This is a genomic window from Halomonas sp. BMC6 (assembly GCF_964204995.1).
Lineage (GTDB): Bacteria > Pseudomonadota > Gammaproteobacteria > Pseudomonadales > Halomonadaceae > Vreelandella.
Window position 1 is genome coordinate 877,041 of sequence record NZ_CAXNSH010000001.1, and the last position, 19,753, is coordinate 896,793.

A 19,753-nucleotide genomic window follows, 5' to 3' on the forward strand; every position below is an offset into this window, starting at 1 on the left:
CGATGCGTGTCAGTACGGTCACGATGTATGAGCAGAGTACGGCTTCTATCAATCGTCAGCAAAATGACTTTTTGAAAGTGGGGCAACAAGTTGCCAGTGGGCGGCGTGTCGTCAATCCGTCGGATGACCCACAAGCGGCATCCCGTGCGGTAGGTGTCGACCAGTCGAAAGCCATCACACAGCAGTACGAAGACTCTCGTGTATCTGCGCGTAACTCATTGGCACAAACGGAAAGCATTCTCAACAGTATTAGCGATGCGGTGACTAGCGCCAAGACGCTGCTGATCCAAGCGTCCAGCGATACGTTGAGTGATGTTGACCGTGAATCCATTGCCAGTGAGTTGAAGGGTGTTTACGAGACGATGATCGGTCAGGCAAATGCCACCGATGGTAACGGCCGCTATATCTTTGGTGGTTACAAAGACGACGCTCCGCCCTTTGTTAAGTCTGCCGCTGGCAACGTCCAATACAACGGTGATACGAACGCGCGCGTTCAGCGCGTCGATGCGTCTCGCCTAATGCCCGTGACGGAAAATGGGGCGACGATTTTCCAAGGAGTGCCAAGCGGCGCAGGCTATATAGCCAAAGCCGAGTCAGCCAACCAGGGCAGCGTGACGTTCAGTGGTCCACAAGTGACCAATGTCAACGATCCAGATTATGGTGAAAGCTTCCGCGTTCTTTTCGACGAAGATGGAGGTGGTAACCCGACTTACACCGTCGAGCAGTTCGATGGGGCTGCTTGGCAGCCAGTCGCCGGTCTTGAGAATCAAGCTTACGACGAGTCAGCAGGCGAGCAAGTGAGTTTTGGAGGGGTGAGCCTGACTCTGAAAGGGGCGCCTGAAGTTGGCGATGAAATTCTAGTCGCTCAGCCTGGCAGTGATCAGCTTTCGGCCGATCTGTTTCAAACGATGGAAGCGGCTATCCGTGTACTAGAAACGCCAGCAGAAAATGGCACGCAGAAAGCAGCCCTGCGGAATACGCTGAACACGTCCATGCGTGAGTTGGATAACTCGTTGGACAACGTATTGACGGTCCGTGCCTCCGCCGGTGCCCGGCTCAACGAGCTAGACGTCATCGATGCAGTTGGCAGTAACCGCATGCTCAACTACGAACAAACGCTTTCGGACTTGGTTGATCTCGATTATGCCGACGCTATTTCCGAGTACAGCTTGCGCCAAGTAGGCCTTCAGGCGGCTCAGAAAGCGTTCGTAGACATCAAAGGCATGTCGCTGTTCGACTTCATGTAGTCTTCCAGCGTGTAACGTCTTATGGAAAGCCTCGGCCATCATGCCGGGGCTTTTTAGTTCAAGGGCGCCATCGTTTCGATAAGACTTTGGGTGAAGCTGATGCCTTGGCTAAACAGCTGTTGCAGAAAGCTGCCAATATCACTCATCAATACCATTAGCAGGACGATGCCAACGGTCAACGACGTAGGAAAGCCGATATTGAAAACGGTCAGCTGCGGCGCTGAGCGGTTCAAGATACCTAGCGATAAGCTAATAATCAGCAGCGAAGCCACCAACGGAAGGGCGAGCAGCATGCCGGAGGCAAAAATTGTCCCTGCATACCTTGCCAGCAGCTCGAAGGCATTCGGATTTAAACTGCCAACCCCGATGGGGAGCGTTTGAAAGCTCATCACCAGCGTCTCTAGTACCATCAAATGCCCATTAAACGCGAGAAACATCAGCAGCGTGATCATGTAGAGAATACGTGATAGCACCATGATGTTCGTGCCGCTCGACATGTCGAAAAAGCTCGCAAAGGCCAGACCCATCTGTAAACCGATAAACTCACCGGCGGCCTGCACGACAGCAAATACGACATGCATGACCAGCCCAATCGCGATGCCGATCAGCATTTGTTCGATGATGATGCCAAGGCCTGCCCACGACATGAGCGGTACGGCGGGCATGGGAGGCAGCACCGGCGCAATCACGATGGCAATGACAGCCGCTAACGACACCTTTGCTGGTGTGGGAATGCTGGAGTGTCCCCAGAGCGGGGTGGCCGTCATAAACGCAGTGATGCGTACGAAAGGCCAAAAGAAGGCAACCAGCCATCCTTGTAACTGTGCAAAGGTGACCTCGACCACTGCTTACATCACCATTGCAGGGATATTGGTGAACAGGCGCGTTGTGAAATCGGTAATCAAGCCAATGAGCCAGGGGCCCGCCAGCACTAAAACGGCAAAAACAGCCAGAATCTTGGGAATGAACGTGAGCGTCATCTCGTTAATTTGAGTGGCCGCCTGAAACAAGCTGATAATGAGGCCCGTAAAAAGGGCGGCGAGTAGCATGGGGCCTGCCAGGAACAGCGTTACGCGCATGCCTTGATAAGCGACGCTCATCACCATTTCGGGTGTCATGGATAGATGCTCCTTGCCGCGCCCCCGCGACGTTAAATCATGTAAAAACTTTCTGCTAGCGAGCCAATGATGAGCTGCCAGCCATCGACCAACACGAAGAGCATGAGTTTGAAAGGCAGTGAGATGGTGACAGGAGGCACCATCATCATCCCCAGCGCCATCAGTGTACTGGCCACCACCAAATCGATAATCAAAAAAGGAATGAAAATGGTAAAGCCAATTTGAAACGCCGTTTTGAGTTCGCTGGTGACAAAGGCGGGGAGCAACACGCGCATCGGTAGCTCCTCTGGACCTTGCAGAGGGCCGATATCGGCGAGGCGAACGAACAAAGCAATATCAGGTTCCCGTGTTTGAGCCAGCATGAACTCACGAAATGGGAGTTGAGCACGCAGTAGAAACTCTTCGAAGTTGATCACCTCATCCGTGAGAGGCACCCAGGCGGTGTCGTACACCTGATTCAACACGGGAGACATGATAAAAAACGTCAGAAACAGTGCAATACCCAGCAGCACCTGATTGGGCGGCGTTGCCTGTGTACCCATGGCGGTACGCAGTAGGCTAAGCACGATGATAATGCGCGTAAAGCTGGTCATCATCAACAGCATCGCTGGCAAGAAGGCCAGAGAGCTTAAAAAAAGCAGCGTTTGTAACGAGAGTGACCACTGCTGCCCGCCATCTTCGGTGGGCTGTGAGACGAGGCCGGGTAACTGCTGTGCTACGGCGGGGAAGGCCATCAGACCGCCCGCAAGCAGTAGCGCAAATAGCCACCAGCGACGCGAAAAGAACCGAGCAACATACAAAACGTGTGTCATGGTGAGTGCTGAGAGTCTGAAGGGGAGCGGTCGCTTTTGTCACGGTTCTTGGCCAGCGCATTGGCCAAGCGCTGAGCGAAACGAGACGGCGGAGTTTCGGGTGTGTGGGGGCGGTTTGCCGGTGCCGGCCGCTCATGCAACTTGCTGATGCGACCGCTGCTCACGCCCAGTACCAGCCACGTGTCTTCCACTTCGACCACGACGACGCGTTCGCGGTTACCCACTGCGGTGGTTCCGACGATCCGCAATCGCGCGCCCTGGTCGAAACGATGCTGTTGCCAGCGCTTGAGCAGCGAGGTGCAGAGCAGAATGATCGCAATCACCAGCGCAAGCGCAGCGGCGGTTTTGCCCAGTGCCGCCATACCAATGAGAGCGTCGCCGCCGCTTAGTGCATCCACCGAGGATTGGGCGCTGGAGGTTGCCACGCTCATCGGTTGAGTTTATGAATCCGCTCGGAGGGCGTAATGATTTCCGTAATGCGGATACCGTATTTGTCTTCGATGACGACCACTTCGCCCTGGGCAATCAGATAACCATTGATCAGGATATCCATAGGCTCCCCGGCCAGGCCTTCTAGCTCGATGACGGAACCCTGTGCCAGCTCTAGCAGCTGTTTGATCGTAAGCTTCGTACGACCCAGCTCCACCGTCAGCTTGACCGGAATATCCATGATCATTTCGAGATCACGAGAAGGGGCGCTACCCTGCTCACCGCTCAGCGGGCGGAATACTTCGTCGCTGGCGGATTTAGCCTGGGGGGGCTCGGGTTCCGGCTCATCCTCTGCATCGGATTGCTCGGCTGCCTCCTGTTCCGCTATGGCGGCTGCCCAGGGGTCCTCGTCTTCGCTGGCGGCATCCGCGTCAGAGGACGGCTCTTCTTGCTCAGACATGGCTTCCGCCCAATCGTCATCAGAGACTTTTTGATCGGGTTTGTTAGGGTCAGTCATGCTTTGGATTCCTTGGCTTTCTGTCGCGTTGAACCTTTAATAAAGTCCTTGGACGATACGTTATTCATAGCAGCATGGTCGATCATACGTAGCACCCGTAACGCGCGCTGCTGACGCTGACTACCGTACTCGCACTCCATGACGGGGACCCCATCAACGCGTGCAGTAATCGTGCTGGGAATATCCACCGGCAAGACATCCCCCTTTTTCAGTCCCATTACCTGAGCGATACGGCTGGGAATTTGTGCAAATTCCGCGACCAGCTCCACCTCCGACTGGCGTAGCTCGCTGGCCATACGGCGTGACCAAGAACCGTCGCTATCGTGGTTGCTGTCGTTGATCGGGTTGACCAGCAAGTCGCGCAGCGGCTCGATCATGGCGTAGGGCATGCAGACTTGGAAGCTGCTCGAGAGATTGCCAACTTCGATGTTGAACTTGGTATTCACCACGATTTCGTTGGGTGAATTGGTAATGTTGGCAAACTTCGACTGTACCTCGGAGCGTAAAAAGTGGACATCGATCGGATAGACCACTTTCCAAGCTTCTTGATACGCATCGATGGCAAGATTCAATAACCGCTGAATAATGCGCTGTTCGGTATTCGTAAATTCGCGCCCATCCGACTTGGTAACGAAGCGTCCGTCGCCCCCAAACAGGTTGTCTACCACCATGAAGACCAGGTTTGGTGGGAAAACGACAAGACCCGAGCCACGCAGCGGTTTCATCGACACGATGTTAAGGTTGGTCGGCACCGGTACGTTGCGTGAAAAGTCACTGAAGCTTTGGTAGCGCACTGACTCGACAGTAATGTCAGAGCTACGGCGAATCAGGTTGAACAGCCCGTTGCGGAAGTAACGAGCAAAGCGTTCGTTGATAAAGTCGAGCGCGTGCAGGCGCTCGCGAATGACCCGGTGTTGTGTCGACGGGTCATAGGGGCGAATCCGCGACTCATCCTGGGTTGGAGACGACGTTGCCGACGGCTCGTCATCTCCGCTGACGCCTTTGAGTAAGGCATCGATCTCTTCCTGGGACAGTAGATCGTCCTGCGACATGAACGGCTCCCGTTCCCTAGGCTATTGCACAATAAATTCGGTAAACAGCACTTCCTGAAGATCCAAGGGAGGCTGGTTTTCCGTTAGCGGAACGCTCAATCGGCGAATGATCTCTTGGGCGAGCGTCTCTTTACCTTCGGTCGAAGTCAGCTGTTCTGCCTGCTTGCCGGATAAAAGAATCAGGAGACGGCTACGCACTTGCGGCATGTGCTCTTCGATGAGCGCCTTGCTCTCCTCGTTACCAACACGCAGGGTAATGCCTGTATAGAGAAGGCGTGACCCGTAGCGGTCATCCGCTAAGTTGACGGTAAAGGGCTCGATCTGGGTAAACACCGGAGGGGTGTGCTCCACCGTTTGCTGCTGAGCGTCACCCTCGGCGCTGTTATCGCGCTGGTCGAGTACGAGATAGATCGCTGCTGCTGCTCCTGCAGAGGAGAGCAAGACAAGAACGATCATTACCCAAAGCAGTTTTTTTGATCCGCCGCTTGATTCTGCCATTGTTGTTCCCATGATGTTCACGCATGACGCTAGCCAAGCATTATGCCTAACGCGGGTGATGGTGAAGAAACGAACAGGCTTCCTTGGGGAGCCTATCTTTTGGTTTAGCTAGTTAATCCGATCATTACTACGTACGTCATGACCAAGGTATACGTTGCCTTACGCATACAGGTCGACTCGCCCATCCAGCGTCACGGGCGTGCTTTCCGACGTAGGCGCTCCCATGTCGCCCTCTACGCTACTGCCATCACCCGAGGCCGAGGCACCGCCACCGCTTTGTTGGGCGAAAGTTTGCTCGTTGGAGGCATTTTGCTCACCTACAGAGGTCTCTCCTAGCGAAATTCCCTGTTCTGCCAGCGCTTCGCGAAGCTGTGGAATCGCTTGCTCTACGACTTGGCGCACCTGCGCATGAGCCGACAGGAAATGCGCTTGAGCGCCATGCTCGGTCATCTTCAGTGAAATGGAGAGGGGTCCCAGCTCGGCTGGGTGCAGCTTCATTTGAATGTGCTGCTCACCGCCTCGCTGGGCAAATTGCACGAGCTGCTGGCCAAGCTGTGATGGCCACGCAGGATGCGACACTGGCGTCCCAATGGATGGGGGCAGTGGCGTACTCGATGACGCGGCGATAGGTGTCGAAGCTGGATTGGCACTGTTGGCGGTGCCCGGTAAGCTCAAGGCTAGCTCGCCTGCACTGCCAAACCGTGCAGTTCCCTCGCTTGCACCACTGCTGACCGCCAGAGCGCTCGCGATGGCCTCGCTACTGATCCCTGGGTGAGGCGGGGGTGTTGGCAGCGTCGGTGCCGTTAACGTGCCAGGGGTGGCTGGCTTGCCCTCCGTGGGGGAATGGGCGGGCGTGTGACTGAGTAGCGCGGCAATTTGCTGATTGAGTGTGTCAACACGCTGAGGAGACCCCGCCGTGTCCGTGTTGGCAGTGAGCTGTTGATAGGCGGTCACCAGGGCGGCAGCGTCCTGGTGGCTGATCGCTAACTGCTCTGCAATGTCGGCAATCGACAAAGTGTATGTCACTGGAAAGTCTAACTTACCCTTGAAATCGGTGTTCCCAGATATCATGGAAAGTTGGGCAATAAGGTGGTCTTGTTTCGAAAGCAAGCTCTCAGAAGAAATGAGGTTACTTTGTAGCGTTATCGGATTTTTTGCACTATTGCTAATCTTAATAAGTTCCGTAGCTTCACTGCTTAGGCGAAGGTTAGGCGTGTCAATTTGCAAAATTGGTACAGTCAGTATGGAAAGATGCGCTGTTTGGTTATCTGATGGCGCATTAGCTGAGAATAAGGAGGTTAATCGCTGATAGGGGGCCTCAATGTGTATTGATTCAGTGCTTACATTGGACTGAGGATATAATGCAGCGAGTGGTGCGGTGTCTTGTGGGCTGAGCGATAGCTGACTAGCAAAGTCAATTTGTTGATAGAGCGTCTTCTCAGAAGTTGTGTATGCATCTTGCACCGACGGTACTGTCAACATGCCAGGGGTGGCTGGCTTGCCCTCCGTGGGGGAATGGGCGGGCGTGTGACTGAGTAGCGCGGCAATTTGCTGATTGAGTGTGTCAACACGCTGGCGAGACCCCGTCGTGTCCGTGTTGGCAGTGAGCTGTTGATAGGCGGTCACCAGGGCGGCAGCGTCCTGGTGGCTGATCGCTAACTGCTCTGCAATGTCGGCAATCGACAAGGTGTCTGTCGTAGATGCGCTCGATTGAGCTGGCGAATCGCTAAACGCTGCGACCAACGAGAGACGGCTGGCGATTTCATCCAGCGCTGACAGAGAAACATCGGTCGTGCCGTCGAGCACGCCTGGCAGCATCGCCAGCTGCTCTGCAGAGGGTTGCTCTGTGTTTTGCAGCTGCGCAAATAGCGCTGCCAAACCTTCTTGATCAAGCTCAATGCCCAGTGAGTCTAGCAGTGCCGCGAACTCTTTTAGATCGGTCGTGGCCTGCGAAGTAGGTGTCGAGCTGGCAGAAAGCGCTTGGGGCAGTCGCGGTTGTCCTTCGTTGGCCTGCAGCATGGCTTGACGAAAAAGGCCGTTCGAGACGCTTTGAGCCCCCGTCGTCTGCGACGTCGACGCGCCACTTCCCTGACTAGGATTCGCAGAAAGTAACAGTTGAATATTCATGAATAGGCTTCCTGACGCGACGCTAAAGGGGTTTATCAGACTGCTGACGAGCCAGACGGTTAGTCACCATGTCATCGCTCACTTTTTGCTCGTGGCGTGCTTGGCGGCGGTGCTCCTCTAATAACCGACGCGAGGCCAGTGTATCGTAAGAGGAGAGTTTGCGCTGCTCCTGCTGCCAGTGCTGTTGGCTTTGTTGCACGCGTTTTTGCTGCGCCGCCAACGCTTGCCGAGCACGGCTCAGGGCGGCGTCCAGCGACGCCAAGAACTGTTGATAGTTGTACATGGTAGCGGGGTCGATACCGTCACGCATGGCCTGCTGCAAACGCTCGGCATACTCGACGCGATAGCGGTTGAGCGAGTGTAACTGTGCTTCGGTTTGCTGCTGCGTTTGACGCTCTTGCGCCAGCAGTTTGCCGGCTTGATCGCGCGCATCGCGCGCGAGATCTGTCAGCATATCGAGCTGTTGATGACTCATTTAGCCTCCCACTACCGTGTGCAGGGCTTGGCGTGACTCTTCAAGCGTCGCACACTCCTCGATATTTTGTTGAAGGAATCGCTCCAAGTCAGGAAAGCGATTGACGGCTTCGTCTAGCCGAGGGTCATGTCCTGGGCTATAGGCACCTACGCTAATCAGATCGCGGTTGCGCTGATAGCGTGAAAAAATCTGTTTGAACGTGCGCGCCTCTTGCTGCTGCGCTGGCGTCACGATGGCGGTCATCGCACGGCTGATAGAGGCTTCTATATCGATGGCAGGGTAGTGACCGGCCTCGGCTAGCGTGCGAGACAGCACGATATGGCCATCCAAGATCGCCCTGGCCGAGTCGGCGATGGGATCCTGCTGGTCATCCCCCTCGGTGAGCACGGTATAGAACGCCGTAATCGAACCGCCACCTCGCTCTGCATTGCCGGCTCTCTCTACCAAACCAGGCAATTTGGCGAAGACGGACGGCGGATAGCCTTTCGTGGCGGGCGGTTCGCCAATGGCGAGGGCGATCTCCCGCTGTGCCATCGCATAACGTGTCAGGGAGTCCATGATCAGCAGCACGTTGCGACCGGCATCGCGAAACCCTTCGGCGATGCGCGTTGCATAGGCAGCCCCTTGTAAGCGCTGTAGCGGCGACGTGTCAGCAGGGGCGGCGACAACCACTGCTCGTCTGCGCCCCTCTGGCCCCAAAATATTGTCAATAAAGTCCTGTACTTCGCGACCACGCTCGCCAATCAAGCCCACCACGATCACATCGGCTTGGGTATAGCGCGCCATCATGCCCAGCAGAACCGATTTACCCACGCCGGAACCTGCGAATAGCCCCATGCGCTGGCCACGACCCACGCTGAGCAGTGCATTGATGGCGCGAATGCCAACATCGATTTGTGATTCGATGGGCGCACGTGACAGCGGATTGAGCGGCCGAGATTGGAGCGTCGTGCGGGGAGCTTCCTCCACGCCTTCACGATCATCGAGCGGATTGCCATTACCATCCAAGACTCGCCCGAGTAGCTCGTCACCGATCGGGAAGCGGCGCGCACTGTGACCATTGCCATCGACCAGGGGAGTGACGCGTGCGCCCGGCATCAAGCCGGAAATTTCTTCGAGGGGCATCAGGTAGAGCTTATCGCCCGAGAAGCCGACGACTTCGGCTTCGGCATGCTTATCGCTGTCGTTCAAGCGGCCATCTGCGCCCGGAAGTTCGATCTGGCAGGCGCTGCCAACGGCGACGCGTAAACCGACCACTTCGATCACCATGCCCGTTGCACGCACCACACGACCGCTAGAGCGGTAATACGGCAGCCGACCAACGCGCTGAGTCGTGCGCTGAAGGGCTTTTTGCCATCGTTGTTGATGGGGGCAACGGAGGTGGTTCATCGCATTACCCCGAGGATGCCGCGCTATGGCGTTTACGGAGCTGAGCCTGAACGCTGTGCCAACGGCTCTCGAACGTGGCATCCAGTTCGCCCTGGGCACTGGTCAGGCGGCACCCCCCCCGAGTCAGTTGGTCGTCTGGTTGCAGCGTCCAGCCGGCGGCTTCCAGTTCGCTGCCTAAGTGCTCGGTGACCAGCTCGTGATCGGTGGGGTTGAGCCACAGTCGCTGTTTACCCACCAGTGGAGGCTCCGTGTGCAGCAGTTCCCGCACGATGGCGAGGATATGCTCGGGGTGCGCGTCTAGTGCGTCGCCTGCTAGCTGCTTACCGGTGGTCAACGCCAGCTCTGCCAGATCGTGGGCGATGGTTTCGTCGAGACGCTCGAGGGCCTCCGAAAACTGTTTGGCCAAAGCCGCTAGCGGGGTCACGCTCTTGCGAATCTGTTCATTGAGTTCTTGCGCGGCGTGCTCACGCCCTTCGCTTAGTCCTTGGGCATAGCCCTCGTCGTGGCCACGCGTCAACCCTGCCTGATACCCCTCCTCTTCGGCAGCTTGGCGAAGACGTTCGTAAATCTCTTGGCGCTCTTGCTCTTCACGGGCACGCGCCTCTTCTGCGGCGCGCCGGGCGGCCTCGACTTTACGCTGGTGCTCGCTTGGCACGGCGGCGCGGCTGTCAGGCTGTGCACGGCTGGGCGCTGCCAGCTCGTCCATCTGCCAGCGCCGCCACTCGCCGTGGCGATCGAACTCTGGCGTATGCGTATTAGACATACTCGTCGTCTCCGCCCGCTAGGACGATCTCTCCGGAATCGGCCAGACGGCGGACGATCTGCAGGATCGCTTTCTGCTCGGTTTCTACCTGAGAGACGCGAATGGGGCCACGGGCCTCCATGTCTTCGCGTACCAAATCGGCGGCGCGCTGCGACATGTTGCGCAGGAACTTGTCCACCAACGCGTCCTGGGCACCCTTGAGGGCCACCACCAAGGAGTTGGTTTCGACTTCCTGTAGGACCATCTGAATGGCGCGGTTGTCCAGGTCCAGCAGGTTCTCGAAGAGGAACATCTCGTCGATGATCTTCTGGGCAAGGTCTTCGCTGTGCGAGCGAACGGTTTCGATGGCCACCTCTTCCTGAGAAGAGTTCATCAGGTTGAGGATCTCTGCGGCCGTTCTTACGCCGCCCATCTTGCTGCGCTTGAGGTTTTGACCGTCGAGCATGCTGGTGAGTACCTCGGTGAGCTCTTGGAGAGCCGCTGGCTGTACGCCACTGAACGTCGCAATCCGTAGGACGACATCGTTGCGCAGCTTCTCTTCGAACAGCTCGAGAATATCGGCCGCCTGATGGCGGTCCAGGTGTACCAGAATGGTGGCAATGATCTGCGGGTGCTCGTCGCGGATGAGCTCGGAGACCATGGACGCTTCCATCAGGTTCAGGGCATCGATACCTGAATTTTCGCCCGTGGTTTCGAGAATGTCTTCGATGAGGCTGGTAGCCCGCTCACTGCCGAGCGCTTTGGTCAGCACCGAGCGAATGTGCTCGCTCGAGTTGAGGTTCAGCGCCACGAACTCTTCGGTTTCACGGTGGAACGCTTCCAGCACGGCTTTCATGTCTTCATGCGAAACTTGGTGAAGCCGTGCCATTTCGGTACTGATCTCTTGCACTTCGCTGGCGCTGAGGAACTTGAAGACCTCGGCGGCGCTGTCTTCATCCAGTGCCAGCAGGAGAATGGCACTTTTACGTGCGCCGCTCATTTCAGCAATGCTAGTCATTGGCGTTCATCCAGCTGCGAATGATCATAGCGACCATGCGGGGATCTTCCTGGGCCATCTCCCGCAGGTCGTTAAGATTGTGTTCGTAGAGCGACGTTTTACGACGACGCTTGGGCTTGTTGCTGTAGGTGTCTTCCTCGTCGCCCTCGCCTTCGCTGCCTTCTTGCTCGTCCTCTTCACCGCCTACGCTGGTGTTCAGCGTGCCGCCAGGCATGGCAGCCGCCATGACCGGGGGTTGTGTATAGCGTTTGATCAGCGGACGCAAAATCAGCCAATAGAGCAGTAGGGCAGCGATAGCAACAAGAAGGTAGCGACCCAAGGTCGCTGCCATGGCGATGTTGTCGGGGTGTTGCCACCAAACAGGCTCGACGCGAGTGTCATCGTCGCCAGCAAAGGGCGTATTCACCACTTCTACCTGATCGCCTCGCAGCTCAGAGAACCCCATGGCCTGCTGAACCAAGCGCTCGATTTGTGCGATCTCTTCGGCGCTGAGGGCCACTTGCTCTACTTCGCCCTCTTCGTTCGTGACGTTACGGAAGTTGACCACGACCGCTGCAGAGAGTCTTTGCACTTGGCCCAGACGATGCTGAATGTGCTCGATGCTACGATCAACTTCGTAATTCACGACGTCTTCTTGGCGCAGATTGCGTAACGCGCCCGGTTCGGCCTCGCCGTCTCCTTCGCCATCGCCCTCTTCGGCATCGGGCTGATTGATCGGGGAGGGCGCCACACCCGGCGGGGTGTTGCTGAGGGCGCCGGGAATGCCGGTGGCAAGAGGGTCTTCGCCATCATAAGAGAGGCTCAATTGACGGCTGCGCACGGCTGATTCGTTGGGCGCCTGGTTGGGGCTATAGCGCTCGGAAGTCTGCTCACGACGTGAAAAATCGATCTGCGCGGCTACTTGGGCGCGCACGTTATCACTGCCCATGATGGGCGACAGGATGTTTTCGATACGCTGCTGGTAAGAGCGCTCGACTTCCGTGATGTACGCCAACTGAGTGCCGTCGAGGTCACCCCCCTGGGCGCTGTTGGCTGTGAGGAGACGCCCGTTTTGATCGACGACGGTGACATCTTCGATGGCAAGCTCTGGCACGCTGCTGGAGACCATATGAACGATGGCGCTCACTTGTCCCTCGCCCAGCACTCGGCCCGGCAGCAGGGTCAGCACCACCGACGCTTTAGCAGGCTCGCGGTCGCGGATGAACACCGACGGCTTCGCCATGGATAGGTGAACCCGCACGCTTTCGACGGGGCCAAGCGACTCGATGGAGCGAGCAAGCTCGCCTTCCAGGCCGCGTTGGAAGTTGACCTGCTCAGCAAACTGACTGATCCCGAACGCCTGGGTTTCCATGAGTTCAAGGCCAAGATTGCCCCCTTGCGGGAGACCCTGCTCAGCCAGTTGAAGGCGCAGCGTGTGCACTTGGTCGCTCGGGACTAGCAGTGCTTGGCCGCCCTGGCTGAACTGGTAAGGAACGCCGCGGGTATCTAGCTCAGTGATGATTCGGCCGCCGTCGGCTTCGCTGAGATTGCTGTAGAGCACCCGGTAGTCGGGACTGCTGGCCCACATGAAAAGGGCCGCCACCACCGCGATGGACGCGGCAGCCGCCACCAGTACCACCACAAGCGGATTGCCGCGCAGCTGTTTCATAGTGCGCTCAAAAGCCGATGGGTTGCTGGGTTCGTTCTCTGCGGCTCCGCTACGCGGAGGGCTTTGTGTCGTGCTGTTTTGACGGCCTGCCGTCGCACCCGTTTCGCTCATGCGTCCCTCCACAAGGGAAGGCAAAACGGGGGTCGACCAAGGCGCATCACCAAAGAAGGCATAGGCTATATCCGTCAATCGCGGTTATCCGCTGAAAGAATGAAGCGGAATTGTGATGGACGCCATTATCCGGGGGTGCGTCGACCATAAATGAACGAAAAGCTTGGCTTTTCACACGCATTTGTTCGTATGAGGCTTTTCGTACCGATGGTAGGCTTGCGGCATTAAATGAACACCCGCACATTGAGGCAAGCGTATGAGTTCACCTTCCATACAGTCTGCGCTGCAGCAGATGCAGGGGCTCGCCGCCCAAGCGGCCCAGCCTATCAAGGGCGAGCAACTGACGACGGCGGTCGGGCAGTCTGGCTTTGGCAGCGAGCTACAGGCCTCTATCCAGCGCATCAATCGTTTGCAGCAGTCGGCGAATGCAAAAGCCATGGCCTTTCAGGCTGGCGAGCCGAACATCGAGCTCAACGATGTCATGGTCGACATGCAAAAAGCGAGCGTGGCCTTCCAAATGGGGATGCAGGTGCGCAACCGCTTAGTAACCGCCTACCGCGATGTCATGAACATGCAGGTGTAATGCGACTGGCTTAGGTCGACGGGACATGAGGTCGGCATGGGCATAGGGCAGTTGATGGTCTGTCATCTCTTGGTGGTAGCGCTCATCCTTGGGCGCTCGGTCTGGATGAGAGGGTCGGATGCCTTGTTGTTACGCCTGTAGCGAGATGAGCTTGCCTTGTAACTCCTCCAGACGCTCAGCCATCTGCAGTAGCTCCTCGGCGGGTATCTGACGTATGACATCGCCCGTTTCACGATCGATGACCCGGGTGATGATGCGTGAAGAGTGTTCGCTGATATCGAACTCTAGCCCTCGCGGTCGCATGACGTCATTGATGCGCTGGAGGTGCTCGATCAGGGCGTCTTTCGTGGTCTGTTCGGCGTCCGAAGGTGCCTCCGTGATGGCCGCGATCTTGGCGGAGTGAGTGTCGATGCGTGAGCGTTCCTGGGGTAGAGCAGCGACGAGCGGGGGTGTGGTTGAGTCGATGATGAGTGGGCCCATGTACAACGTTCCTCTTTAAGCTAAGCCTGTCATGGCTGGGTAACGTAACCGAGTAAAGGCGCGAGGCCGTTTACCGTTCGGTGATGAGCCTCTTCAGAAGTCTATCGGCGTATTTGCCGCCAACTTTATAGTTTTTACTATAGACGAAAAGAAAGTGTTATTAGCCCTATGGCGGGCATACGGCTCCATAAAAGCTTCTGTTATGCTCTGCTGCTTTGTGATGAGTGTTAACGCATAACGCGTTCGGGGAAAGCGAGGCACGCATGGAAGTCCAGCAAGATGAGTACGAGAGCATCACGAGTCCGTCGGCCATTAGCTCTCTGTTAAATACCATGATCGAGAGCGGCGGCGTTTCTCTGTGCTTGGCAACTCCTGATGCGCGGCCCGAGCCTATCGTGTTGATGGAGCAGCACGAGGGCGACACGCTCGTCATGGATCTGTCGTCCGTTGATTATCTGCTCAGTCGTTTGCAGCAGGGGGAGCAGTTCTTCCTACGTGGTCAGTCCCAGGGGAAAGTGGTCAGAACGCCGCTTCTCTCGTTGACCGAAACCCGCCGTTCTGGCGGTCGTTTTTTATGCTGTAGTGATTATCCGGCCTCGGTTGACGTGTTGCAGCGTCGTGAATCTTACCGTGCCGAACTGCGCATGGGTATGGTGGTTGCGGCAACCGTGTTTGGGGAGGGGGGCGACAGCGCGTTGGGAGAGCTGCGCGACCTATCTCAAGACGGCTGTCAGCTCGAATTGCCGCTGACGGCCAGCGGTGTCCTGGCCGAGACCGATGCGCCGCTGAAGCTCGCTTTTACCTTTCCAAACGGCACTTATTTTGAAGTTCACGCGGTCGCCCGTCACCAAAAGACCGATCCTGAGCGCCACTTGCTTCGCGTTGGCTTCCGTTTTGCCGGCTGCACGTCTGAGCAAGAGCGGCAGATTTGGTACTTCGTCTGCGAGATCGAACGCGAGGCATCGCGCTATAAGAAGGACGTTCAGGAAGAGCGTCAGCCGTCGCCACTCTTCGAGCAGCCCGGTCGGCGGACGCCGGATACCGAGCATGTAGGACGACGCGATATTCGCCGCTACGCGACGCCGATGGCGCGCCGCTTGGTCAAAGTGGCGGCGTATTTGGATGCTCAGCTGCTGCTGTTACAGCAGGGGAGTGACATCGATTCGCGCCAGCTGTCGCGCAACGCAGATCGTTTGTTGATGCTTCACGAAGAGGATCGTGAGGGCTTGCTTTTTGCCTCTCGCTGCCTCTCTTTGGAGCCACTGCTGGTGCGCCACGGGATTGCCGTCGCGGTGCATTTGCTGGATTTGGTGGGCGATAACATGCCCCGAGAAGTGCGCAAAGCGATCGTGGCGAGCGGGCTGGTGCACGACCTGGGCAAGGCGCTGGTCCCTCAGGTGGTGTTCAAGGCGCCCCACTTCGAGGCGAACCACCGCCGCGCGTTAAGCGAGCACGTATCACTGCTATTGGCGCGTTTGCATACCTGTCAGTGGCTGTCTGCCACCGTGGCGCAAGCGGTGATTGGCGGAATCAATGAGCGTCTCGACGGCAGCGGTTATCCAGAAGGGTTGACGGGAGACGATATCAACGAGCTGGCGAAAGCGAGTGCGATCGTCGACGTGGTTGAAGCTATGCGGCGTGATCGGGCCGATCGTCCTGCGCGCACGGCTCAGCAGATCTATCGTCATCTTCTCGCGCATCCTCACCAGTTCGACCCGCGCTGGATCAAGCGTTACATCGAGCATTTCAAAACGTTGCCGGTGGGTTCGCTGGCGCTCTTCTCGAGCGAGCAGTTGGCCTGGATTCTACGCCTCGATGAGAGTGGCGCGCCGTCGGAGGTGGTGCTGACGCAGCAGTCAGAGCCGCCCATGCGTGACACTCTGGGAGCGGTTGTTCGCGGTGATGTCTTGGAGCGTTTGGGTAAACCCATTCGAGAAGTGGCGGTCTCAACGTAAAGCACCAGGGCAGTGCAACCGGCCAAAATTAAAACGTAATTAGGCTTAAAGTCCGCGCTGCCTGCGCCGATATATTCAGTAAGTGAGCAAGCACGCTCAACCATCAAGATGAAACAGCCGTTTGCCGCGATGGGCGCGGCTGTGGTTTTACCTCAAACAGGAGTGCCCGCTAATGACTTACACTCGCGGTGGCGCCGCTAACGGACGTGGTGCAAATGCGTATGCCCGTGTCGGCGTTGAAAGTGGTGTTATGTCTGCTGATCCGCATCAGCTGATCGTGATGCTCTTTGACGGTGCTCAGGCAGCCATCCGTGCGGCGCGTATTCACATGCAGGCTGGTAATCGGGCAGAGAAAGGGCGCTCGATTTCCAAAGCCCTCGATATCATCAATAACGGTTTGGCAGCTGCCCTCGACCAAGAGAAAGGCGGTGTGATTGCCGAGCGACTCGCATCGCTCTACGACTACATTGCTCGCTTGCTGTTGACGGCTAACCTGCGCAACGACGAAGAGAGCCTCAATCAAGCCGAACGGTTGCTTGAAGATATCGCTTCCGCCTGGCGTGAAATCGGTCAACAGCAGAGTGCATGAGGCAAGCATGGCAGCTTCCGAAACAGCCCATCGTCATTCGCAGCAGGCACTCCTGGATGCCTATGCAAAGCTGTTGGTGCGCGTGCACTATATGCACGAGCTCGCCAACGCAGAAAAGTGGGCAGAACTGATCGAGCAGCGCAGCAACTATGTAGTGCTGGTCGAAGAGGTGCGTGAATTAGATGTCACGGTGGTGCTCGATGCTCAGGCCAAGCAGCGCAAGTCCGAGCTGTTGGAGCAAATCCTGGAGCACGATGTCGAGATTCGCCGCCGTTTGGTCGCCCGACGCGATGAGCTTGGTAAGTTGATTGGCGTGACCCAGCGTCAGCGCGACCTGCACCGTGCGTATGCGCCGCAGCAGGGGGCATACAACGGTTACGAGAGCGACCCCTCTCGCGATAAGGGGGCATCGTGAGTGGCATTACGCCGCTTATCGACACTCTTTTACATCAAGTGCTTGGTCGCCAAGCCGAGGTGTCCACGCAGCGTGCGCTGAATGCCCCCGTGCAACCCGTGTATGCCGGTGACGGTCCGCGAGCACTGCAAGGAGATGCCGGGCTGGATGGGCGCCCACTGGCACCGCTACTCGGTGACCTAAAGCGCCTGCCAGGCTCTCCCGATGGGGTTCGTCAGGCGCCTCCTGGTACGCTGCCCGGTAATGCGCCCAGCTCGACACAAACCCACTTTAGCCCTGCTGCACGCACCATCGCCGATGTGTTGCTGCGTTTTCCTGCGCCTCCCACCGTGCTGCGCCCCCAGGCCCCGTTAATGTCGACGCAGGAGCCGCCTTCGGCACCCGTAGTGGCCAATCGGTTAGAGTCGAGCATTCGTGATAGTGGGCTCTTTTACGAAGCGCATCTCAAGCGCTGGTTTCAAGGCGATACCTCTCGGCAGCAGTTGATGCGTGAGCCGCAGATGCAGCCAGGGCCTCGCCCTGCCGCTGTTTTCGTACCCAGTTTCACGTCGGCAGTGCTGAGTGCCACCGCCACTGCGCCCGCCTCGGCGCTGGTGACAAGCACCGCGCCATTCACCATTTTGCCGAATACCCCACTGACCCCTTTGACAGGCAATCAACCGTTGCTGGAGCGGCCCGCCATGTTGCCGCCCAGCCCCAATGCCGTGCCATCGCCCCTGACGAACAGTCGAGAGCTCCCCCAGGTGCCTGCCGCCCTGCCGGCAAGCAGCGAATGGGACGTGTCGAGTCGTGGGCCAAGAGAGATTGTGCACGAGAGTCTTCAAGGGCTGGTGCGTCAACAGCTAGAGATGATGGTAACGCCGACGCTGCGTTGGGAAGGGGATGTTTGGGCGGGCATTTTTATGGCGCTCGTCATCAACCTGCCCGGCCGCGACGGGCAAAAAGAGGGAGCGGGTGACGAAGGCGAAGCCGACAAGGGGTGGCGTTCTGAAATGCAGCTCGATGTCCCTAACCTGGGGCGTTTCAACATTGCACTTGCACTTTACCAGGGAGCCTTGACGATCGACCTAACGGCCGAGGACGCCGAGACGCGACAGCGCCTGGAAGAGGGGGTGGGCGCACTGGAACAACGATTGAGCGCGTTCGATTTTCGTAAAGTTAAGGTCATGGTTAGACATGTAACATTGGAGAGCGATGATGGCGACCTCGGGTGATCGACGCCGCCAAGCCGTCGCGCTGGCCTATCAAGAGGGAGAGCAAGCCCCTCGTGTGGTAGCGAAAGGGTATGGCGAACTCGCGGAGCGCATCATGGCGGAAGCGCAGCGCCAGGGGATCTACGTACACGATGCCCCGGAGTTGGTAGCACTACTGATGCAATTGGACTTGGATGCAGAGATACCCGCCAGTTTGTACCAAGTCGTCGCTGAGCTGCTCGTCTGGGTCTTCGAGCTATCGGACGGAGGGCTGAATCAGCGTGAAAGGCTCAAGTAGCCAATACAAGCGTTGTATGCAACCATGATACTGGGTAAGAAAAAGTCATCAATGGCGCCAGTATAATGGTCACAATGTCGCGCCTGTGTCGTTCGATGGGACACTATGAGTCAAACAAGCTTTCTCGATGAGATTCAAGAAATTAACTTAGCGTATTTGCTACTTGCGCAACGCCTGCTAAGCGAAGATCGCGAGGCGGCCATGTTTCGCCTAAAAATCGACGGCGAGCTCGCCGACCTTTTGGTATCGCTCAATGCATGGCAGCTCACCAAGCTTGCGCGTAGCAATCAGTTGGTATGCCGGTTCAGCCATTCGAGTGGTCAACGGCTACGCGAAATTCTCGAAAACCCCAGGGATCAAGAGCTATCAGGCCTGCATGCGTCGCTGTTATCTGCCTGTGAGCCGATGACATCGCTAACGTCAGGAGAGTCGAAGTGAGCCAGAAGAGCTTGGTTGATGAAATGCACCAAGTGCAGCTGGCAATCGAGCTGATTGAGTTAGGTGCACGTTTGCAGGTGCTGGAAACGGAAACGGAGCTGAGCCGCACGCGCCTGATCAAACTTTATAAAGAGGTGCGGGGCATGTCGCCGCCCAAAGGGATGTTGCCATTCTCTGCAGATTGGTTCGTCACTTGGCTGCCCAACGTGCACTCCTCTTTTTTCTACAACATCTATGTCGGGCTGTTGAAAGGCGCGGGCTGTGAGCGCATCGATGCTTTCGTCAAGGCGTATCGCTTGTACGAAGAGCAAATTTCGCTGGAGGATGTGGAGCCAGTATTAGGGTTAACGCGCGCTTGGACACTGGTGCGCTTTTTTGAAAGCGATCTGCTACAGCTGACTACCTGCACGCGCTGTGAAGGCCACTTTGTCGCTCACGCCCACAGCCCGACGCACGATTACGTGTGCGGTATTTGTCAGCCCCCCTCGCGTGCTGGCAAGACCCGTAAAGCATCGCGTTGAACGTATAAAATTGTCACGCCCCTAGCGGCGAGGCCGAGAATTAATAAACTACCTCTTTAACGGTTAGATAGCGGTAAAAGGCGGTGGTACTTTTTCAT

Annotated in this window: 23 protein-coding genes; 9 read left to right on the plus strand and 14 right to left on the minus strand. The window is 57.1% G+C overall.

Annotated elements, in window-relative coordinates; all coding sequences use genetic code 11:
• The first annotated feature begins 2 nt into the window (after positions 1 to 2).
• On the plus strand, positions 3 to 1,247 hold the full coding sequence (flgL, locus tag AB6K10_RS04135) for a flagellar hook-associated protein FlgL (RefSeq protein ID WP_339118053.1): 1,245 nt from the start codon (positions 3 to 5) through the stop codon (positions 1,245 to 1,247).
• A 53-nt stretch (positions 1,248 to 1,300) separates the two neighbouring features.
• Here flgL and fliR read toward each other — a convergent pair whose 3' ends face one another.
• The 13 genes from fliR to fliF all read right to left on the minus strand — a co-directional run bounded on the left by fliR (position 1,301) and on the right by fliF (position 13,183).
• Entirely contained in the window at positions 1,301 to 2,092 is a 792-nt protein-coding gene (gene fliR / locus AB6K10_RS04140) for a flagellar biosynthetic protein FliR (protein ID WP_159340591.1), read from the minus strand.
• Positions 2,093 to 2,095: 3 nt separating this feature from the next.
• Complete coding sequence (gene fliQ / locus AB6K10_RS04145; protein WP_044629584.1) at positions 2,096 to 2,365, minus strand: flagellar biosynthesis protein FliQ; 270 nt, start codon at positions 2,363 to 2,365, stop codon at positions 2,096 to 2,098.
• A 32-nt stretch (positions 2,366 to 2,397) separates the two neighbouring features.
• Positions 2,398 to 3,177 (minus strand): flagellar type III secretion system pore protein FliP, encoded by a 780-nt coding sequence (fliP, locus tag AB6K10_RS04150; protein WP_339118054.1) that lies wholly within the window; start codon positions 3,175 to 3,177, stop codon positions 2,398 to 2,400.
• Positions 3,174 to 3,608 (minus strand): flagellar biosynthetic protein FliO, encoded by a 435-nt coding sequence (gene fliO, locus AB6K10_RS04155; RefSeq protein ID WP_159340593.1) that lies wholly within the window; start codon positions 3,606 to 3,608, stop codon positions 3,174 to 3,176. Before fliO ends, fliP begins: the two co-directional genes overlap by 4 nt.
• On the minus strand, positions 3,605 to 4,123 hold the full coding sequence (fliN, locus tag AB6K10_RS04160) for a flagellar motor switch protein FliN (RefSeq protein WP_339118055.1): 519 nt from the start codon (positions 4,121 to 4,123) through the stop codon (positions 3,605 to 3,607). The genes fliO and fliN overlap by 4 nt, the downstream gene beginning before the upstream one ends.
• On the minus strand, positions 4,120 to 5,175 hold the full coding sequence (gene fliM, locus AB6K10_RS04165; RefSeq protein WP_159340595.1) for a flagellar motor switch protein FliM: 1,056 nt from the start codon (positions 5,173 to 5,175) through the stop codon (positions 4,120 to 4,122). The genes fliN and fliM overlap by 4 nt, the downstream gene beginning before the upstream one ends.
• Positions 5,176 to 5,196: 21 nt before the next feature.
• Positions 5,197 to 5,673 (minus strand): flagellar basal body-associated protein FliL, encoded by a 477-nt coding sequence (fliL, locus tag AB6K10_RS04170; RefSeq protein ID WP_339118056.1) that lies wholly within the window; start codon positions 5,671 to 5,673, stop codon positions 5,197 to 5,199.
• 159 nt (positions 5,674 to 5,832) lie between these two features.
• Complete coding sequence (locus tag AB6K10_RS04175) at positions 5,833 to 7,800, minus strand: flagellar hook-length control protein FliK (RefSeq protein WP_339118057.1); 1,968 nt, start codon at positions 7,798 to 7,800, stop codon at positions 5,833 to 5,835.
• A 22-nt stretch (positions 7,801 to 7,822) separates the two neighbouring features.
• Positions 7,823 to 8,275, minus strand: coding sequence for a flagellar export protein FliJ (gene fliJ / locus AB6K10_RS04180; RefSeq protein ID WP_159340598.1), 453 nt, complete (start codon positions 8,273 to 8,275; stop codon positions 7,823 to 7,825).
• Positions 8,276 to 9,664, minus strand: coding sequence for a flagellar protein export ATPase FliI (fliI, locus tag AB6K10_RS04185; RefSeq protein ID WP_159340599.1), 1,389 nt, complete (start codon positions 9,662 to 9,664; stop codon positions 8,276 to 8,278).
• Positions 9,665 to 9,668: 4 nt separating this feature from the next.
• On the minus strand, positions 9,669 to 10,427 hold the full coding sequence (locus tag AB6K10_RS04190; protein WP_159340600.1) for a flagellar assembly protein FliH: 759 nt from the start codon (positions 10,425 to 10,427) through the stop codon (positions 9,669 to 9,671).
• A complete protein-coding gene (gene fliG / locus AB6K10_RS04195; RefSeq protein WP_159340601.1) occupies positions 10,420 to 11,424 on the minus strand; it encodes a flagellar motor switch protein FliG in 1,005 nt (334 codons plus the stop codon). The genes AB6K10_RS04190 and fliG overlap by 8 nt, the downstream gene beginning before the upstream one ends.
• Positions 11,417 to 13,183, minus strand: a complete 1,767-nt coding sequence (fliF, locus tag AB6K10_RS04200) for a flagellar basal-body MS-ring/collar protein FliF (RefSeq protein ID WP_253019261.1) — start codon at positions 13,181 to 13,183, stop codon at positions 11,417 to 11,419. The genes fliG and fliF overlap by 8 nt, the downstream gene beginning before the upstream one ends.
• 256 nt (positions 13,184 to 13,439) lie before the next feature.
• On the opposite strand from fliF, the gene fliE reads away from it, so the two are divergent.
• The gene (gene fliE, locus AB6K10_RS04205; RefSeq protein WP_159340603.1) at positions 13,440 to 13,766 is read left to right on the plus strand and encodes a flagellar hook-basal body complex protein FliE; all 327 of its coding nucleotides are present in this window, start codon (positions 13,440 to 13,442) and stop codon (positions 13,764 to 13,766) included.
• A 129-nt stretch (positions 13,767 to 13,895) separates the two neighbouring features.
• Here fliE and AB6K10_RS04210 read toward each other — a convergent pair whose 3' ends face one another.
• On the minus strand, positions 13,896 to 14,246 hold the full coding sequence (locus AB6K10_RS04210; RefSeq protein ID WP_339118058.1) for a flagellar protein FlaG: 351 nt from the start codon (positions 14,244 to 14,246) through the stop codon (positions 13,896 to 13,898).
• 263 nt (positions 14,247 to 14,509) lie between these two features.
• Between AB6K10_RS04210 and AB6K10_RS04215 the strand changes: the two genes are divergently transcribed.
• The 7 genes from AB6K10_RS04215 to flhC all read left to right on the plus strand — a co-directional run bounded on the left by AB6K10_RS04215 (position 14,510) and on the right by flhC (position 19,655).
• The gene (locus tag AB6K10_RS04215; RefSeq protein ID WP_339118059.1) at positions 14,510 to 16,201 is read left to right on the plus strand and encodes an HD domain-containing phosphohydrolase; all 1,692 of its coding nucleotides are present in this window, start codon (positions 14,510 to 14,512) and stop codon (positions 16,199 to 16,201) included.
• A gap of 172 nt (positions 16,202 to 16,373) precedes the next feature.
• A complete protein-coding gene (gene fliS / locus AB6K10_RS04220) occupies positions 16,374 to 16,790 on the plus strand; it encodes a flagellar export chaperone FliS (protein ID WP_253019264.1) in 417 nt (138 codons plus the stop codon).
• A 7-nt stretch (positions 16,791 to 16,797) separates the two neighbouring features.
• Complete coding sequence (gene fliT / locus AB6K10_RS04225; protein WP_159340607.1) at positions 16,798 to 17,205, plus strand: flagellar protein FliT; 408 nt, start codon at positions 16,798 to 16,800, stop codon at positions 17,203 to 17,205.
• Positions 17,202 to 18,419, plus strand: a complete 1,218-nt coding sequence (locus AB6K10_RS04230; protein ID WP_339118060.1) for a flagellar hook-length control protein FliK — start codon at positions 17,202 to 17,204, stop codon at positions 18,417 to 18,419. Before fliT ends, AB6K10_RS04230 begins: the two co-directional genes overlap by 4 nt.
• Positions 18,403 to 18,696 carry an EscU/YscU/HrcU family type III secretion system export apparatus switch protein gene (locus tag AB6K10_RS04235; protein WP_159343668.1) on the plus strand — a complete coding sequence of 98 codons (294 nt, stop codon included), beginning with the start codon at positions 18,403 to 18,405 and terminating at the stop codon, positions 18,694 to 18,696. The genes AB6K10_RS04230 and AB6K10_RS04235 overlap by 17 nt, the downstream gene beginning before the upstream one ends.
• 105 nt (positions 18,697 to 18,801) lie before the next feature.
• Entirely contained in the window at positions 18,802 to 19,134 is a 333-nt protein-coding gene (gene flhD, locus AB6K10_RS04240; protein ID WP_339118061.1) for a flagellar transcriptional regulator FlhD, read from the plus strand.
• Positions 19,131 to 19,655: a flagellar transcriptional regulator FlhC gene (flhC, locus tag AB6K10_RS04245; RefSeq protein ID WP_159340610.1), complete on the plus strand. Its 525-nt coding sequence runs from the start codon at positions 19,131 to 19,133 to the stop codon at positions 19,653 to 19,655. Before flhD ends, flhC begins: the two co-directional genes overlap by 4 nt.
• Positions 19,656 to 19,753 lie beyond the last annotated feature (98 nt).

Excerpts from the sequence above, each read along its gene's own strand:
- flgL (WP_339118053.1), top strand. The coding sequence starts at position 3 with ATGCGTGTCAGTACGGTCACGATGTATGAGCAGAGTACGGCTTCTATC.
- fliQ (WP_044629584.1), bottom strand. The coding sequence starts at position 2,365 with ATGACACCCGAAATGGTGATGAGCGTCGCTTATCAAGGCATGCGCGTA.
- fliP (WP_339118054.1), bottom strand. The coding sequence starts at position 3,177 with ATGACACACGTTTTGTATGTTGCTCGGTTCTTTTCGCGTCGCTGGTGG.
- fliO (WP_159340593.1), bottom strand. The coding sequence starts at position 3,608 with ATGAGCGTGGCAACCTCCAGCGCCCAATCCTCGGTGGATGCACTAAGC.
- fliN (WP_339118055.1), bottom strand. The coding sequence starts at position 4,123 with ATGACTGACCCTAACAAACCCGATCAAAAAGTCTCTGATGACGATTGG.
- fliM (WP_159340595.1), bottom strand. The coding sequence starts at position 5,175 with ATGTCGCAGGACGATCTACTGTCCCAGGAAGAGATCGATGCCTTACTC.
- fliL (WP_339118056.1), bottom strand. The coding sequence starts at position 5,673 with ATGGCAGAATCAAGCGGCGGATCAAAAAAACTGCTTTGGGTAATGATC.
- AB6K10_RS04175 (WP_339118057.1), bottom strand. The coding sequence starts at position 7,800 with ATGAATATTCAACTGTTACTTTCTGCGAATCCTAGTCAGGGAAGTGGC.
- fliJ (WP_159340598.1), bottom strand. The coding sequence starts at position 8,275 with ATGAGTCATCAACAGCTCGATATGCTGACAGATCTCGCGCGCGATGCG.
- fliI (WP_159340599.1), bottom strand. The coding sequence starts at position 9,664 with ATGAACCACCTCCGTTGCCCCCATCAACAACGATGGCAAAAAGCCCTT.
- AB6K10_RS04190 (WP_159340600.1), bottom strand. The coding sequence starts at position 10,427 with ATGTCTAATACGCATACGCCAGAGTTCGATCGCCACGGCGAGTGGCGG.
- fliG (WP_159340601.1), bottom strand. The coding sequence starts at position 11,424 with ATGACTAGCATTGCTGAAATGAGCGGCGCACGTAAAAGTGCCATTCTC.
- fliF (WP_253019261.1), bottom strand. The coding sequence starts at position 13,183 with ATGAGCGAAACGGGTGCGACGGCAGGCCGTCAAAACAGCACGACACAA.
- fliE (WP_159340603.1), top strand. The coding sequence starts at position 13,440 with ATGAGTTCACCTTCCATACAGTCTGCGCTGCAGCAGATGCAGGGGCTC.
- AB6K10_RS04210 (WP_339118058.1), bottom strand. The coding sequence starts at position 14,246 with ATGGGCCCACTCATCATCGACTCAACCACACCCCCGCTCGTCGCTGCT.
- AB6K10_RS04215 (WP_339118059.1), top strand. The coding sequence starts at position 14,510 with ATGGAAGTCCAGCAAGATGAGTACGAGAGCATCACGAGTCCGTCGGCC.
- fliS (WP_253019264.1), top strand. The coding sequence starts at position 16,374 with ATGACTTACACTCGCGGTGGCGCCGCTAACGGACGTGGTGCAAATGCG.
- fliT (WP_159340607.1), top strand. The coding sequence starts at position 16,798 with ATGGCAGCTTCCGAAACAGCCCATCGTCATTCGCAGCAGGCACTCCTG.
- AB6K10_RS04235 (WP_159343668.1), top strand. The coding sequence starts at position 18,403 with ATGGCGACCTCGGGTGATCGACGCCGCCAAGCCGTCGCGCTGGCCTAT.
- flhD (WP_339118061.1), top strand. The coding sequence starts at position 18,802 with ATGAGTCAAACAAGCTTTCTCGATGAGATTCAAGAAATTAACTTAGCG.